Origin of the sequence: Enterococcus sp. DIV0774, from assembly GCF_050539095.1 — a bacterium.
GTDB classification, from domain to species: domain Bacteria; phylum Bacillota; class Bacilli; order Lactobacillales; family Enterococcaceae; genus Enterococcus; species Enterococcus faecalis.
This window is the reverse complement of the sequence record NZ_CP172923.1, coordinates 2,170,295-2,183,975: the sequence shown is the minus strand read 5'-3', so window position 1 is coordinate 2,183,975 and position 13,681 is coordinate 2,170,295. Positions and strand designations below refer to the sequence as shown.

Annotated in this window: 25 protein-coding genes; 20 read left to right on the top strand and 5 right to left on the bottom strand. The window is 31.9% G+C overall.

Features of this window, described 5'->3' with window-relative positions; translation table 11 throughout:
• Positions 1 to 71: 71 nt before the first annotated feature.
• Together IGL86_RS10495 and IGL86_RS10490 are read right to left on the bottom strand one after the other, a co-directional pair.
• A complete protein-coding gene (locus tag IGL86_RS10495; protein ID WP_033625465.1) occupies positions 72 to 539 on the bottom strand; it encodes a toxin in 468 nt (155 codons plus the stop codon).
• A gap of 52 nt (positions 540 to 591) precedes the next feature.
• Complete coding sequence (locus IGL86_RS10490; RefSeq protein WP_033625464.1) at positions 592 to 1,062, bottom strand: helix-turn-helix domain-containing protein; 471 nt, start codon at positions 1,060 to 1,062, stop codon at positions 592 to 594.
• Between the two features lie 172 nt (positions 1,063 to 1,234).
• Between IGL86_RS10490 and IGL86_RS10485 the strand changes: the two genes are divergently transcribed.
• Both IGL86_RS10485 and IGL86_RS10480 read left to right on the top strand, forming a co-directional pair.
• On the top strand, positions 1,235 to 1,465 hold the full coding sequence (locus IGL86_RS10485; protein ID WP_211197458.1) for a helix-turn-helix transcriptional regulator: 231 nt from the start codon (positions 1,235 to 1,237) through the stop codon (positions 1,463 to 1,465).
• A gap of 15 nt (positions 1,466 to 1,480) precedes the next feature.
• Positions 1,481 to 1,705, top strand: a complete 225-nt coding sequence (locus IGL86_RS10480) for a hypothetical protein (protein ID WP_033625462.1) — start codon at positions 1,481 to 1,483, stop codon at positions 1,703 to 1,705.
• Here the strand turns inward: IGL86_RS10480 and IGL86_RS10475 are convergent.
• Entirely contained in the window at positions 1,702 to 2,034 is a 333-nt protein-coding gene (locus tag IGL86_RS10475; protein ID WP_240187281.1) for a hypothetical protein, read from the bottom strand. The genes IGL86_RS10480 and IGL86_RS10475 overlap by 4 nt on opposite strands.
• Positions 2,035 to 2,101: 67 nt before the next feature.
• Here IGL86_RS10475 and IGL86_RS10470 point away from each other — a divergent pair, with 67 nt between their 5' ends.
• On the top strand, positions 2,102 to 2,278 hold the full coding sequence (locus IGL86_RS10470; RefSeq protein WP_154224956.1) for a hypothetical protein: 177 nt from the start codon (positions 2,102 to 2,104) through the stop codon (positions 2,276 to 2,278).
• On the opposite strand, the gene IGL86_RS10465 is transcribed toward IGL86_RS10470, so the two are convergent.
• Complete coding sequence (locus IGL86_RS10465; protein ID WP_033625461.1) at positions 2,271 to 2,627, bottom strand: hypothetical protein; 357 nt, start codon at positions 2,625 to 2,627, stop codon at positions 2,271 to 2,273. The two genes, IGL86_RS10470 and IGL86_RS10465, sit on opposite strands and share 8 nt — an antisense overlap.
• 73 nt (positions 2,628 to 2,700) lie before the next feature.
• On the opposite strand from IGL86_RS10465, the gene IGL86_RS10460 reads away from it, so the two are divergent.
• The 8 genes from IGL86_RS10460 to IGL86_RS10425 all read left to right on the top strand — a co-directional run bounded on the left by IGL86_RS10460 (position 2,701) and on the right by IGL86_RS10425 (position 6,584).
• Positions 2,701 to 2,982, top strand: a complete 282-nt coding sequence (locus IGL86_RS10460) for a hypothetical protein (protein WP_050443835.1) — start codon at positions 2,701 to 2,703, stop codon at positions 2,980 to 2,982.
• 57 nt (positions 2,983 to 3,039) lie between these two features.
• Positions 3,040 to 3,204, top strand: coding sequence for a hypothetical protein (locus tag IGL86_RS10455; RefSeq protein WP_010784279.1), 165 nt, complete (start codon positions 3,040 to 3,042; stop codon positions 3,202 to 3,204).
• Complete coding sequence (locus IGL86_RS10450) at positions 3,182 to 3,403, top strand: hypothetical protein (RefSeq protein WP_033625460.1); 222 nt, start codon at positions 3,182 to 3,184, stop codon at positions 3,401 to 3,403. Before IGL86_RS10455 ends, IGL86_RS10450 begins: the two co-directional genes overlap by 23 nt.
• A 60-nt stretch (positions 3,404 to 3,463) precedes the next feature.
• The gene (locus IGL86_RS10445) at positions 3,464 to 3,694 is read left to right on the top strand and encodes a hypothetical protein (RefSeq protein ID WP_010784282.1); all 231 of its coding nucleotides are present in this window, start codon (positions 3,464 to 3,466) and stop codon (positions 3,692 to 3,694) included.
• Positions 3,695 to 3,801: 107 nt separating this feature from the next.
• A complete protein-coding gene (locus IGL86_RS10440; protein WP_033625459.1) occupies positions 3,802 to 4,236 on the top strand; it encodes a hypothetical protein in 435 nt (144 codons plus the stop codon).
• Positions 4,237 to 4,256: 20 nt separating this feature from the next.
• Positions 4,257 to 4,997: a hypothetical protein gene (locus tag IGL86_RS10435; protein WP_033625458.1), complete on the top strand. Its 741-nt coding sequence runs from the start codon at positions 4,257 to 4,259 to the stop codon at positions 4,995 to 4,997.
• Positions 4,998 to 5,254: 257 nt separating this feature from the next.
• The gene (locus IGL86_RS10430) at positions 5,255 to 6,061 is read left to right on the top strand and encodes a rolling circle replication-associated protein (RefSeq protein WP_033625457.1); all 807 of its coding nucleotides are present in this window, start codon (positions 5,255 to 5,257) and stop codon (positions 6,059 to 6,061) included.
• A 28-nt stretch (positions 6,062 to 6,089) separates the two neighbouring features.
• On the top strand, positions 6,090 to 6,584 hold the full coding sequence (locus IGL86_RS10425) for a Holliday junction resolvase RecU (protein ID WP_050443837.1): 495 nt from the start codon (positions 6,090 to 6,092) through the stop codon (positions 6,582 to 6,584).
• A gap of 204 nt (positions 6,585 to 6,788) precedes the next feature.
• Here IGL86_RS10425 and IGL86_RS10420 read toward each other — a convergent pair whose 3' ends face one another.
• Entirely contained in the window at positions 6,789 to 7,508 is a 720-nt protein-coding gene (locus tag IGL86_RS10420; RefSeq protein ID WP_050443834.1) for a DUF4145 domain-containing protein, read from the bottom strand.
• Positions 7,509 to 7,574: 66 nt separating this feature from the next.
• On the opposite strand from IGL86_RS10420, the gene IGL86_RS10415 reads away from it, so the two are divergent.
• From IGL86_RS10415 to IGL86_RS10375, 9 genes are all read left to right on the top strand, one after another.
• Entirely contained in the window at positions 7,575 to 7,712 is a 138-nt protein-coding gene (locus IGL86_RS10415) for a hypothetical protein (RefSeq protein WP_154224955.1), read from the top strand.
• A gap of 90 nt (positions 7,713 to 7,802) precedes the next feature.
• Entirely contained in the window at positions 7,803 to 8,411 is a 609-nt protein-coding gene (locus tag IGL86_RS10410; protein WP_033625455.1) for a hypothetical protein, read from the top strand.
• Positions 8,412 to 8,421: 10 nt separating this feature from the next.
• Positions 8,422 to 8,886: a hypothetical protein gene (locus IGL86_RS10405; protein ID WP_033625454.1), complete on the top strand. Its 465-nt coding sequence runs from the start codon at positions 8,422 to 8,424 to the stop codon at positions 8,884 to 8,886.
• Positions 8,879 to 9,286, top strand: a complete 408-nt coding sequence (locus IGL86_RS10400; RefSeq protein ID WP_080280096.1) for an HNH endonuclease — start codon at positions 8,879 to 8,881, stop codon at positions 9,284 to 9,286. Before IGL86_RS10405 ends, IGL86_RS10400 begins: the two co-directional genes overlap by 8 nt.
• A gap of 240 nt (positions 9,287 to 9,526) precedes the next feature.
• Positions 9,527 to 10,003 (top strand): phage terminase small subunit P27 family, encoded by a 477-nt coding sequence (locus IGL86_RS10395; protein WP_033625482.1) that lies wholly within the window; start codon positions 9,527 to 9,529, stop codon positions 10,001 to 10,003.
• A complete protein-coding gene (locus tag IGL86_RS10390) occupies positions 9,993 to 11,726 on the top strand; it encodes a terminase large subunit (protein WP_033625453.1) in 1,734 nt (577 codons plus the stop codon). The genes IGL86_RS10395 and IGL86_RS10390 overlap by 11 nt, the downstream gene beginning before the upstream one ends.
• 10 nt (positions 11,727 to 11,736) lie before the next feature.
• On the top strand, positions 11,737 to 11,913 hold the full coding sequence (locus IGL86_RS10385; RefSeq protein WP_154224954.1) for a hypothetical protein: 177 nt from the start codon (positions 11,737 to 11,739) through the stop codon (positions 11,911 to 11,913).
• An 8-nt stretch (positions 11,914 to 11,921) separates the two neighbouring features.
• The gene (locus IGL86_RS10380; RefSeq protein WP_050443833.1) at positions 11,922 to 13,082 is read left to right on the top strand and encodes a phage portal protein; all 1,161 of its coding nucleotides are present in this window, start codon (positions 11,922 to 11,924) and stop codon (positions 13,080 to 13,082) included.
• On the top strand, positions 13,063 to 13,659 hold the full coding sequence (locus IGL86_RS10375; protein WP_241433243.1) for an HK97 family phage prohead protease: 597 nt from the start codon (positions 13,063 to 13,065) through the stop codon (positions 13,657 to 13,659). Before IGL86_RS10380 ends, IGL86_RS10375 begins: the two co-directional genes overlap by 20 nt.
• The last annotated feature ends 22 nt before the right edge of the window (positions 13,660 to 13,681 follow it).

Here is a 13,681-nt window from a genome sequence, read left to right as displayed (position 1 = left end):
ATTAATTTGGTTTTTTTATGTCCTGATCGTTTACTAGCGATTGGGATTTTTTGTGAGAAATAGTATTGAATTTAAAATTCTTTGATAAAAAGAGAAGATTCAGTAACAAAGTTAAATTGATAATTTTTGTAAGTAAAACTCACACCATTCTTTTCTTTAATATGTTGAATGGCTTTATAAACGTATTCAGAAGTAAACCCAAGGAATTCAGCACATTCCCAATAGTAAATATGCCCAAGTTTCCAAGATGCTATTAAATCATCAAGGCTAATAGCTAATTCTGAACCATAATTTCTAGCAAGTTTTTCTTGCTTTCTATTTTCTGTAACGTTTTGAGAGAGAATTATACCAGTACTAGTTTTATAGTGCCCGTATTCCTCATACAGCCGTTCTTTTTTATCAATAGTACATAAATCTTTATCAATAAATATAGTACCTCTGTAGAAATAAGCCGTATCGTTAGTTTTAGATTTCAGGCTTATTTCTTTTATCGGTACTTCTTTATTAACTATATCAACTAACGCTTCATAATCGTTCATAGGGGACACCTGCTTATGTGTATTTCTTATAGTATTTAATGTAATACTTATGTTATTCATCAATAAATTGGTCTAAATATTCCATGATACCTTTTATTTCTTCTTTAGAATAAACACGACCATCAATTTCAGAATGAGCTGCTAAATCAATAACTTCTTCTTTATCTTTTTTAGGAAGATGAGCTATTTTATTAGTTGGCTCGTTTTCTTGTTTAGCAAGTTTTTGTTCAGCGTAGTTATATACATCTTGTTTATTTTCTTTAGTAAGTTTAGTGAAAATGGGAGTAATGTTAATTTCTTGTTCGTTTTCGTTATTATCTAAACCTGACAGCCAAGTAACATCTACTTTAAAATATTCAGCTAGTTTAGTTAATATTGAAATTTTAGGTGAGCGGGTGCCGTTTTCATATCGGGAAAGTGTTGTTTTAGTTGTTCCAATCGAATCTGCCAAAGCATCTAAGGTAATTCCTTTTTCTTTTCTCAATTGTTTTAAACGTAACCCAAAAATTTTATTAGTTTCCATTGTGTCACCTCCCGTTATTTTACTTGAATACAATACAAAGTATAAACAAAAAAATACAAAAAGTAAACAAGAAAGTAACCAATCGGTAATTTTTCTGTTGACATCGTATTTACAAGGTGCTAGTATGTGTTTGTAACCAATTGGTAACACACGAAGAAGGAGGTGCTAAATAATGCAAGCTTTTACTAGATTGAAGGGTTTTAGAGCAGAACAAGGCTTAACTCAAAAACAAATGGCTGAAACCTTGGGTATGAATGAAGATACGTATAGAAAAAAAGAAAATGGCAAAAGAGAATTTACTCTTTCAGAAGTAGCTAAAGCTAAAGAAAAATTGGGTATCGACCCAGAATATTATTTTTTTTACTATTTTAGTAACCAATCGGTAACTAAAAAGACTGCTTAGAAAGGCGGTGGAAAGATGAACGTTAGAAATAAACAGTTGCATGATGATATAGAAGAATTAGCTAAATGTGTAAATGAAGGCATAAATAAAATTTTATCCAATCAAAAAGGAAACACAGTTATAGAAATAAAACGGGGCTTGGCAGAAGAAAGTTGTGAACTCGACTTAACCAAGAGAATGCTTATTAATCATTTGGAAGAAGAACTAACCAAAAAGATTAATAAGCAAATTCTAAATTAAATAGATGTGAATTTTGCAGTTTCAGTAAATCCAATACATTTAACAGCCGATGTTTTATATAGTTTAGTTTCATCTTTATCTATATCATCATCGCCAACTGCAAAGAAATCACAATTACTTAGAAAACCCATTGCTCCCAGTAGTGGAGAAGAAGTAGCTAATTCAGAAGTACCTGCGTCTCCTTGAATAGTGTTTGCATAAATCTTTTTAGCATAAAATTCTTTTTTAGTTGCATAGTCAAGAGCAACATAACCGACTAGAAAAGTATCATCATTAATAGGAATTTTTGTGCCATCCAGCATTGTAATTACAAAAGCTTCTTTATTCAATAATATTCACCTCACTTTCATATTAATTATATCAGTAAATGAAGTGAGAAATAAAGGTGGTGGAAGGATGATTGAAATAGAAGTAAGAATGGTTGAAGCATTAGAAAGCATAGCAAAAAGCCTTAATATCATTGCAGAAGATACTAAGGCTAGCTGTGAGTTAAGAGAAGAACAAGTGAAAATGTTCAATGATTTAGAACAAAAGATTAATGATTTAGTTGAAAATCCTTTTGGACTTAAATAAAAGGAATTGCATTTTTTACTTTCGCCATAAATTCAAGAACACTTTCAGCTTTATCTTTAAAAGTTGTTTCTAATAATGCAATTGCTTCAGTAGATAAATTTATAAGTACAATTTCTCCAGTACCGTAGTTAGTCCCAGTTATAAGATTGTGTTTTTTTAATTCTTTACATGTAAATAATGTATCTTCAAAATTCCATTCAGACATTAACTTACTATGAATATCATTTACAGAATTGAATGAAACAGCCTCTTTTTTTGAAACATTATTTTTTCTACGTGAAAGATATTCTTGATACATGGCAGAAATTAAATACTTTGCATCATTAGTTAAAAATTCTAGCTTATCCATAACATTTACCTCACTTTCATAATAATTATACCAATAAACAAGGTGAGAAATAAATATAGAAAGGAAGTTAAAAATGGAAGTAATGTTACCCATTCAGCTACCTGATTCATTCAAAGATGAATTAAAAGAAGATATTAAAAATCTGGCTTTAAATGTTTTTAGTCAAACTGCTCAAGGTTTAGAAGATTTGCCACCTTATCCGAAAAAAGCAGAAGTGAAGAAAGTTCTTCATATTGGAGAAGATAAGCTCAACCAATGGATTTCAGAAGGTTTACACCTAGTTAAATTTTCAGCAAATGATCATAGAATTGATAAAGAAGAATTAAAAATGTTTTTAAACAGTAGAAAAATATAAGAACGCTCGCCAGCGTATGGAAAGAAAAAATAATCATTTTGATTGGAGAAATATAGTATGAAAAAACATATTAAAACAGCTTTACCAGATTTTATTTTATTAGCGTCACTAGTTTATATTACAACTTTAAATGCAATATCAGGAATTGTAATGGTCGTTGCATTATTTATTTCAAGTTTAATTGCGGAGAGTGAAAAAAATGGATGCAAAAACTTACAATGAAATATTTATAGAAAGTGATGAAAGATGTCTATGCCCTAGATGTGGCGTGAATTATATGGAACGTGAACTAGAAAAAAATGCTTTATCACGACATGAACCAAACGTTTACATTTGCTCTTTATGTGGGACAGATGAAGCGGTATTAGATATGTTTGGTGAGAAAATACCATCAGAGAAATGGAGTTGCAACGCATGGTAAAGAAAGTAAATAAACTGTACAATTCCTTATTTTCTGAAATGAGAAAAAGAGGTAATAAACATGGTTAAAGTAAACACATTAAACGCAATTGCAAATATTGTTGTTGAAGATCCAGAAAATGGTATTTCCACAATTAGCGCCACGGAATTTTTCTTTAATGTCTGTGAAGGTGTTGTTTCTAACCTTCTTAGATTAGTTGAAGGTCGATTAGTAGAAGTTGGCGGGGTTAAATATTATATTGCTCCGTATTTTGAGCATGACAAAGTAGCACAAGCTTATTTAGAAAGTTAGTTGATTCTTATGGAAAAAAGAGCAAATAAAAAGCTGTGCAGGGCAAACTACACAGCAAACGAAAAGTTAAGTTATTTAAATTATAGCATGAAAGGACTGTAAAGCAAGTGAAAAATATTAATTTGGATTTATCTACTATTGGCGAAGGCGCATTACAAGAGCGTTTCATAGCTTCAATGGAAAAAGTAATTGAAAACATTCTTGATTTAAACACAGAAGCAACCAAAAAACGTTCTGTGGTTATTCAGTTAGACTTTACGCCAGATGAGTACCGAGAAGTAACAAATATTGAAATGCAAACCAAAGAAAAATTAGTACCACGTACACAAGTATCCGCTCGGATGATTGTTAATAGAAGTTTTGAAACTGGTTATCCAGAAGCAAATGAACTTTTAAGCAATGTCAAAGGGCAAACTTACATGGATTTCCAAAAAGGAGAGCCAGCAACTGATACTGGGCAACCAGTAAGTGAGGTAGAAAAACAGGAAGCTACCGAAGCACAAGAAGAACCAACTGTTATTGATTTTAGAAAAACTAACTAAACATACAAAGGAGAATGAACATGTCAGAAGAAAATATTAAATCAGCTTTACAGTATGCGGTAGATTTAGCAGAAGGACAAAGGGTTATTTATGAGCAACAACACGGTAAAACATTTTATGATGCAAGCAAAGCAAGCTTGAAAGAATTATATCCAATTCCGTACGCAAGTTCTTTAGAAGTTAATTCATTAACAGGACTAGTTGACTATTTAAAATCTGATGCAGACTTTGCTTATAAACCAATTATTTTGCATGTAGAATCACCAACGCTAGTTAAAGTTTTAAGTCCACTAAACGGAGATAGAAAGCGTGAATGTCTAGTTTATGCCAAAGCTATTCTAGATAATTTTCCGTTTAGTCGTTTTATGGATTCAGAAAGCTTCATTATTAATATTATGTCGTTGTTTGATAGAACGGAAGACGCAGAAGCAATTAGAGCTTGTGCAAGTTCACTAAGAATTGAAGGCGGAGCAGACATTAAAGACGATGGGACTTCTCAAGTGGTCGCTGTGAAGCAAGGTGCCACAGTTCAACAAGCGAAAGTGCCAAGTCCAGCAATTTTAAGACCATACAGAACTTTTTTAGAAGTAGCGCAACCAGAAAGCCCATTTATTTTTAGGGTTAATGATCGTGCAGACTGTGCATTATTCGATGCGGATGGCGGTTTATGGAAATACGAAGCTATGAATAATATCAAAGAATATTTAACAACAGAGTTACAAGAAGAAATTGAAAATGACCTAATTAAAATCATTGCTTAAATAAGCAATAAAAAATAGCAATCCATTGCCCGTAAAAAGTCGGGCTTTGGTTTTGCTAAAAAATAAAAGACCCAAGTTTACCAAAGCAAACTCAAGTCTATAGTTATTTCGACAAGACAACTATAACATATTTTTGCTTTAGTAACAAGATAAAACGCTGAAATAACAAGCGTTTGACGTCCTTGTATAGGGTATTAACATTCACGGGAAACTAAAAAGTGTAAATATCAAAGTAGAAATTAAGGGGATAGCAAAATATGTTTATTAGAGAAAAAGTCTTATCTTGTGGAGAATATGTAGAGGTAGATTTAATTCCAAGAACTGTAGATGCAGAAAGAGCAGTAAGAGGAGTGAGGTCAAAAAAGAAAAAGTTATCACGTCCTGCACAAGATAAAGTGAACCATAAAAATTCAGCAAGAAGTATTACTCAATTAGCAAATGGTAATTTTAAAAATTATGAGGACTATTGGTTAACTTTAACTTATCAACCTAAATTTTTACCAGCAACTTTAGAAGAAGCAGAAAAAGAAATAAAAAAATATTTGGAACGCTTAAGCTATCGCTGTAGAAAAATAAATAAAGAATTGAAATACATTCTAGTAACAGAATACGAATTAGACGAAGAAGGCAACCAAGTTAAAAATTTCCATCATCATTTAATTGTAAATGGTGTTTTAGATCGCGAGGAAATAGAAGGGTGTTGGTCTAAAGGTCGTGGAAAAAATAAAGAAATGATTGGTCGGGCAAATTGTCGCCGTTTGCAATTTGATAATAACGGCATTGCAGGTATTGCTAATTATGTGATGAAACCAAGATTCGGTAAAAGAGGTAAGAAAAAATGGTCAAGTTCACGTAACTTAAAAAGACCAACTTTAATTGCTAACGATTATAAATATACACCAAAGCAAATAGAAAAAATGGCTTTATCAAACGATTACGGGGAAGAACGCCTTGCACGTATTTATAAAAATTATGACATTGCAGAAGTTCAACCAATTTACTACGAAGATACGGGGTGGCATTTCTATTTGAGAATGTGGAAGAAAAAAAGAAAGGCGGAGTAATATGTACAGTAAGTCAGTTCAAAGCAAGATGAAAAACGAACAAGGAAAAATGTTTGAAAAACTAATTCTCGCTGGTTGTGATTATTACAAGAAAAAAGGGATGGCGATTATTGAAAAAACTCCAGAGCCATTTTCCGTTAAACGTAAGATGCAGGGTGGGCAATTTATCGGACAGTTCCACAAAAACCAAAAAGCCCAACCTGATTTCCAAGGAACATTAACAGGTGGTAGGTCAATTATTTTTGAAGCTAAGAGTACCTTAGAAGATAAAATAAAGCAATCAGTAATGAGTGACGCACAATTTAATTATTTAAAATTACATGAAGAATTAGGTGCCTGCGCTGGTATTTGTGTTCAAGTGAAAAAAACTTATGCTTTTATTCCGTTTGCTATTTGGCGTGATATGAAAGAATTGTATGGACGTAAATACATGACTGAAAACGAAATAAAGAAATTTGAAGTAAACACGTTTGGTTATATTGCTTTTCTTGATTATGTAACGGGGGAGCGATGGGAATGTTGACAGAAGATATTTTAAAAAACATTTTAGAAGCATACTTTGAAAAACATGAAATAATTTTTGAAGGTTCCTATCCAATTAATGAAAATGGGAGAGGATTTTAAATTATGGTGCCAGTTATTAAGTGGCAAATGGTTTTTAATTGAAAGTTATAGCGTAGAACAGGAGGAAAAGTAGAAAGAGAGCTTTGAGTTAAGCTCTCAATTATTAATTTGGTTTTTGTAAAAATTTTTCAGCTTCTTGATAAGCTATTTCATTTTCAATATCACTTATCAAAGCTTTTAAAAACATTTTAATGGATGTAACATCCTGTTCAGGATGCCTTTTAGAATAATGAGTTTCATCATTACCGATGAATGAGATAGCTTTTGATAAATTTTTTGTTCTTTCTTTTGGTAGTTTTGCTATTTTACTGCTTAGAGATGTCTTTGGATTTTTTAGCCAATCTTCAGAAGCCCCTTCTTGAGGATATTCTAATAAGAAATCTGTAACCAAAAATTCTAAAGCTTTTCTGTAACCCATGCCAGCTAATTGATCTAAATCATCATGCTCGGCTTTGTTTGCTTGCTCAATTATTTTAATGAATTCTGGGAATTTATTTATAATATCTGATGAGATATTCATAGTTTCTAAATCAATAGTATTTGTTAGAGATGGAATAGAATATAAGTGATTTCTTCCTTGCCATTCGTCACTAAAAAAATGTAAGGAAACTTTTCCGCAAAGCTGGCAAGCAGTGGTTAATAAAGTTTCTGTGTTTGCAGAATCTTTTGTTGGAAGTTCCACGCCATTTATAAATAATTGCTCACCAGTATTTTTACAATGAGCACAAATTCTAGGGATTTCCAATACTACATCTTTCAAGAGAATATTATTTTGAGCCAAATCATATTGGCTAATACTATAACGATTACTAAGTTTAATCATAATGAAAGCTCCTTTGTTTTTTAACAATTATATCACATGTAAAAATTAGTAGAAAGGATTGGTAAAGTGGATAAAGCGCATATAATCATCAAAAATAAAGACAAAGAGAAGAAAGTGTACTTGCCATTATATGGTGAAGTAACTTTAGAAATAAGAAATGGCGAAATTGTTTATATTGTAAATAACGAGCGTGAAAAATGGTAAAAATAATAATTAATATCTGACCGAAGAACGGAGGATATACAAGCATGTTTGTTTGTGTATCTTCCGTTCTTTATTTTGGAGGGAGAGTATTTGGAAGAAGAACTATATACACCGCTGTTTATTCAAACTATGTTAGAAGAAACAATTGAATTAGATCCCAGCATTTTTATAGAAGAAAGAATAGATTTTGAACGAGCAATAAACAGTGCTGCTTTAACTGGCAAGCAACGTTTAATAATCGGTTGCTTGTTTGGGTTACGTTTAAATATTGAACAAGTAGTAACCTTATTCAATTTTGATTTTTGGGAGTTACAACGAGAATTAGAAAAAGCCAGTGAAGTAATTGAAGCGGTAATGAATGGTTGTAAACAACCTGTGCTAGAAATAAAAAAATCAGAAGCAAGAACCGTTTCACAATATATTGATGAATTGTTAGAGGGTGAAATAAATATTTTTGATATTAGCTTAGCGGTGCAACGTGATTTATTGATGTTACTTTCTGAAAGATTTGGCGATATGGTCGCCTGTGATGGTCTTCTACAGTTAGTAAATGGTTTTAATAGAGAAGATGACGGCAGAGCGTTAGAAGAGCAGTACCCGTTTCATAAAGAAGCCTGTGGCAAGAAGAATGCTGGCAACGACTATTTTTATAATCAAGATAAACAAAATAACGTCATTTACTCAACGAAAGAAATTTAGAGGTGGTTCTATGATTGGATTTATCAAGAAAGTAAATCAGTTAGAAGAAGCAGAACAAATTAATTTTTACTTGAATTTGCAAAGGTATTTACTAAAAGTATTTGCCAAAGATATTTATAACAACGAAGAGCAATTACAGAATGATTTTCAACGATTTAAAGAATCTGATTTATATGAACCAGTCTTAAAATACTTTTGTGAGAAGTGTTATACAGATTTGTCTTTAGAAGTAGCTGACTTTGAAAAGTTGAATAAGAAGCGTTTCAAGCTGTGCAAGGTTTGCGGAAAGGCTTTGTTGGCGTATGATCGTATGAATGGTATTAGCTTTTGCTACGAGCCTAACTACATCAGATATACAATAGAAAAACGCCGTTTCTTTAATTCAAGTAGACAAGCGAGCCAATGCCAAATGAAGCGCAAGAGCCAATTAACTATTGAATACAATAACAGAAAGAAGGTTTTAGCAAATGAGTAAACCTAAACGCAAATGCGCCATAGCATCGTGCAATGTTCTAATTGACTATAACGAAATGTATTGCACGAAACATAAACAAGTAAAACAAGAACAAGCTTATGAACGCAACAAGCATTACAACAATACTGTTAGATACGCAGAGAAGAATAAGCAGTATGCAGACTTCTATAACTCAAGAGAATGGAAAAATAAGCGCAAGCAAATACTAATTAGAGATAACTATATTTGTCAGCCGTGTTTAAAAAAAGGTGTTATTCATGAAGCAAATATGGTTCACCATAAAACCGAATTAAAAGACGATTGGGAAAAAAGACTTGATGAAGAAAATTTAGAATCGGTAAACACGATTTGTCATAATAAAATTGAAAAGAAAAACAGACAGAATAAAAAAACAAAATAAGTTTATTTTTGAGGGGGTATTTTTTACCCCCGTACCCTTTAAAATCCCTGTAAATCGAAGTCCCCCCTTCGGAGGAAAAAAATTCCCTTTTTGAAGTTTTCAAAAAATAGCAGGTCGAAAAATGAAACAAAAATCAATAAACACACTATCTGCAAGGGAAGTGACTTTGAAAAAAATAAATCGAAGTTGCTTCTTAAAATCATTTTTTTATCAATTTTTTGGCAAAAAGGAGGGGAAAAATTGGGGCGAGATAAAAAATTGTTAGATGCAACGAAGAAGCATTTGACGAAAGAAGAAAAAGAAAAAAAGATGAAAGAAGAGGAGGCATTATATAACTATACCCCCCTCGATTTTTCAAAGGTTCCTAAGTGGTTAAATAAGACTGCTAAAAAGGAATGGAAAAGAATTGGTATATATCTAACTGAACTACCGATTTCAGAATTAGATAGAAAATCAGTAGAGCTATATTGTTATTATGTTGCTTTAATTGAGGAAGCAGGAAAACAGCTAAATGAAGAACCAATTATACTCTTTGATAAAAGAAATCCTTTAATAGATACCATTAATGCTGCAAGTAAAGAGTTAAAGACTTTAACTAATTCATTGGGATTAACCATTAATGCACGTCTGAAAATAACAAATCCTGCTGAAATTGCCCCCCAAAAAACAGATCCTTTTGCCGATATGTTCCGAAGGGTTGAAGAAAATGGCGGGTAAAGATTATGTACAAATTTATATAGATGCTGTAAAAGCTGGTGAAATCATTGTAGGTAAAAAGATTCAGAAGGCGATTGATAGGCATAAAAAAGATTTGTGGCGAATGGAAAACGATACAAATTTTGAATACGTATATAAACCAGAACAGTCAGAAATGATTATATCTTTTATTGGAATGCTTCCAGACCCTAAAACAAGGGAACCAAATGAAATTGCAAAGTTTCAAAACTTTATTCTTTGCTTGCTTTGGGGCTGGCGACATAAGAAAACAAATTGCCGAAGATTTACCAAAGCCTATATATCGTTAGCCCGTAAAAATGGGAAGTCATTATTGGTTTCAGGGATTGCTTTATATTGTTTGTTATATGAACGCAATCCCAAAAGTGCCAGACAAATTTACGCTACAGCCAATAAAAAAGACCAAGCTAGAATTGTTTTTAATATGGTTAAATCTCAGCTAAAAGCATTAAGAGGTAGCAGTAAAGAAGTTAAGAAGCGTACTAAAGTACTGCAAAAAGAAATTGTTACTAATGATGAAAGCTTTATGCAACCATTATCAAGTGATGCAGATACGTTAGATGGTTTAGATACATTGCTAGGTATCTTTGATGAATATTCTTATTCTAAAACTACTGAAATGATGGACGTAATAGAAACTTCTATGAGCCAGCAAGATGAACCATTAGTAATTATTATTAGCACGGCAAGTAACAAGTTAAATTATCCAATGTACGACATCGAATATAAGTATGTAGAAAAAATATTAAGCGGAGAAGTAGAAGATGATGAATATTTAGCGCTTTGCTGGGAACAAGATAGCTTAAAAGAAGCAAATGATGAATCATTATGGATTAAATCTAACCCTTTACTTGAATCTAACAATGAAAAAGTTGTTACACGTACAATCAAACGTATTAGAAAGCTTTATAAAGAAGGTCTAGCTAAAGGAACTGTATCTAACGTGTTGACTAAGCATTTTAATTTGTGGGTTCAAGCTTCTAAAGAAAGTTTCATGTCTGCTGATGAATGGAACAAAGCCAAGAAAGTTATTGAAAATTCAAGTTTAAAAGGTCGGAAAATATTTATCGGGCTTGATTTATCTAGGGTTGGGGATATTACTTCTATCAGTTGGGCAATTCCAATTGAAGAGCTAGAAAAGGTTTATGTAGATAGCCATTCTTTCATTGGTAATAAAGCTGGTATTGAAGCGAAAGAAAAAGAAGATAAAACACCTTATCGACAATATGCAAAAGCTGGTTACTGTGAAATAACTACACTTGAATCTGGATTAGTTGATCATAAAGACATGCTTGTCTGGTTGGAAGATTTTATAGAATCTAATGAATTAATTGTAGAAGCTATTTGTTATGACCCCTATAACTTTAATCAATTAATTCCTTTATTAGAAGAACGTTGGGGCGATAAATTAATAGAAGTTCGTCAAGGTTATATTACTTTATCACCAGCCATTAAACGTTTTAAAGAAGATATTTTAAACAAAGTTGCCATTCATGGAGAAAACCCACTTCTTACAAGAGCTATAAATAATGCAATAGTTGTAGAACAAAATGATGCGTGGATGATTGATAAAAAAATGAATCGTAACAAAATAGACCCGTTAGCTGCATTATTAAACGCCTATACAAGAATTATGTATTTTGATTTTAACGAAGTAACGGTAGATGAATTGGTAGCAAATGGCGAATATGGTTTCGGACATTAGGAGGGAAACAATGGAGAAAATTTATATAGTAACAACAATTCTTTATATTTTAGGCATGCTCTCATTTGTTGTGGGAGCATTTTTATTTAATTTTATTTTCGGGTTTATTGTTGCAGGTGTAGCTATGCTACTAACTTGCTTTGTTTTAAGCCGAGAATATCAAAATATACCAACAAAAAGAAAGTAGGTGAATAAATGGGTATTTTTATGCGTACAGAACAACGAAGTATTTCTAGTATAGCGCAAGCCGTTGATTATATTTCTATGTCTGATGTTGGTACGTTAGCTAGTGTTCAAGGTGAAACGGCGTTATTACAGAGTGACATTTTCACAGCAGTTAGAATTATTGCTTCTGATATTGCAAGCTCTGAAATAGTTTTATCAAAAGGCGAAGATGATGAAGTTTTACAAATGTTAAATAATAAGCCTAATGATCATATGACTGCCTTTAGTTTTAAATATGCGATGATTGCTAATTTATTATTAACAGGTAATGCCTATGCGTTAGTGAATGGTGACCAATTAACATTTTTAAAACCTTCACAGGTTACAGTACAAGAAGATGAAGAGACAGAAGAAATTTTTTATAGTGTGATGCTACAAAATGCTAAAACAATCTTATGCAATGAAAATGAGATTATCCATTTTAAAGCAATGACTACCAACGGTAAAAAAGGTATTAGTCCTTTATATTCTTTAAAGCCAGAATTAAACATGCTTAAGAACGGTAATAATTTACTTGCTTCTTTTTTTAAGAAAGGAGTACAGGCAGGCGGTATTTTATCTTTAAAAAAATCTACTCTAAACAATGAAACCAAGAAGCAAATTAGAAAGGATTTTGAAGAAGTAAATGCTGGTGCCCAAAATGCTGGCGGAGTAATTGTTTTAGATGAAACACAGGAATTTAAACGAATTGAAATTGATACTAAGGTTTTAGAGATGATTCAAAACAATGTTTATAGTACCAAACAGATTGCAAAAACGTTTGGTATTCCTTTAAGCCGTTTTGGTATGGAAATGGTTAATACTTCGGAAACAGAAGCAAACGATGCGTATATTTCCTCTACATTAAATGGTTACAAGAAAATGATGTGTCAAGAACTAGATTGGAAACTAGGTATTTTTGAAGGTGAACAGTTTATTTTGTTTGATATGGATTTTTCCACATTGCAAGGTAGAGATAAAAACACCATGTTTACAAAAATGATTGAAAAGAATAATGGTGAAGGAGTATTAACTATTAATGAAGTACGGGAATTTTATGGAAAAGAACCAGTACAAGGCGGAGATGAAATATACAAAAATTCCGCTTCAATTCCAATTGAAAGATTATTGAGTGGAGAAGGGAAGAAATAAAATGGAACAAAAATCAATTGAAACACGTAGTGTAGAAGATGTTAAGCCATTAGATGATATGACGATAACAGGTTATGCCATTAAGTTTGATGAAAAAAGTAAATTACTTGGTAATTATTATGAAGTCATTGATTCAAAAGCGTTAGATAAAGTGAATTTAAGTGATGTAAAATGTTACTTCAATCATGATTCTAGTGCTGTTTTAGGTAGAACAAAAGCTAAAACTTTAGAATTATCTATTGATGGTAAAGGGCTAATGTTTAAGTGTATGTTACCAAATACGACTTATGCCAAAGATCTTTACGAATCAATTAAAAGGGGTGATGTCAACGAATGTTCTTTCGGATTTTTAGTAGATAAGAAAAATGCCAATGCGCAAAAAATTGTTAGAAACTCAGATGGAACATTTACACGATACATTTATGAGATCGCGGAGCTTACAGAAATTAGTATTGTACCAGAACCAGCGTACAATGATACTTCTGTAGAGGTAGCGAAACGTTCGCTAGATGAAGCGAAAGAAAAATATGAAAAAGAAAAAATCAGTTTGGAATTAGAGCTTTTAACGCTAAGTTAAAGGCTTTTTTTATATCTAAAAT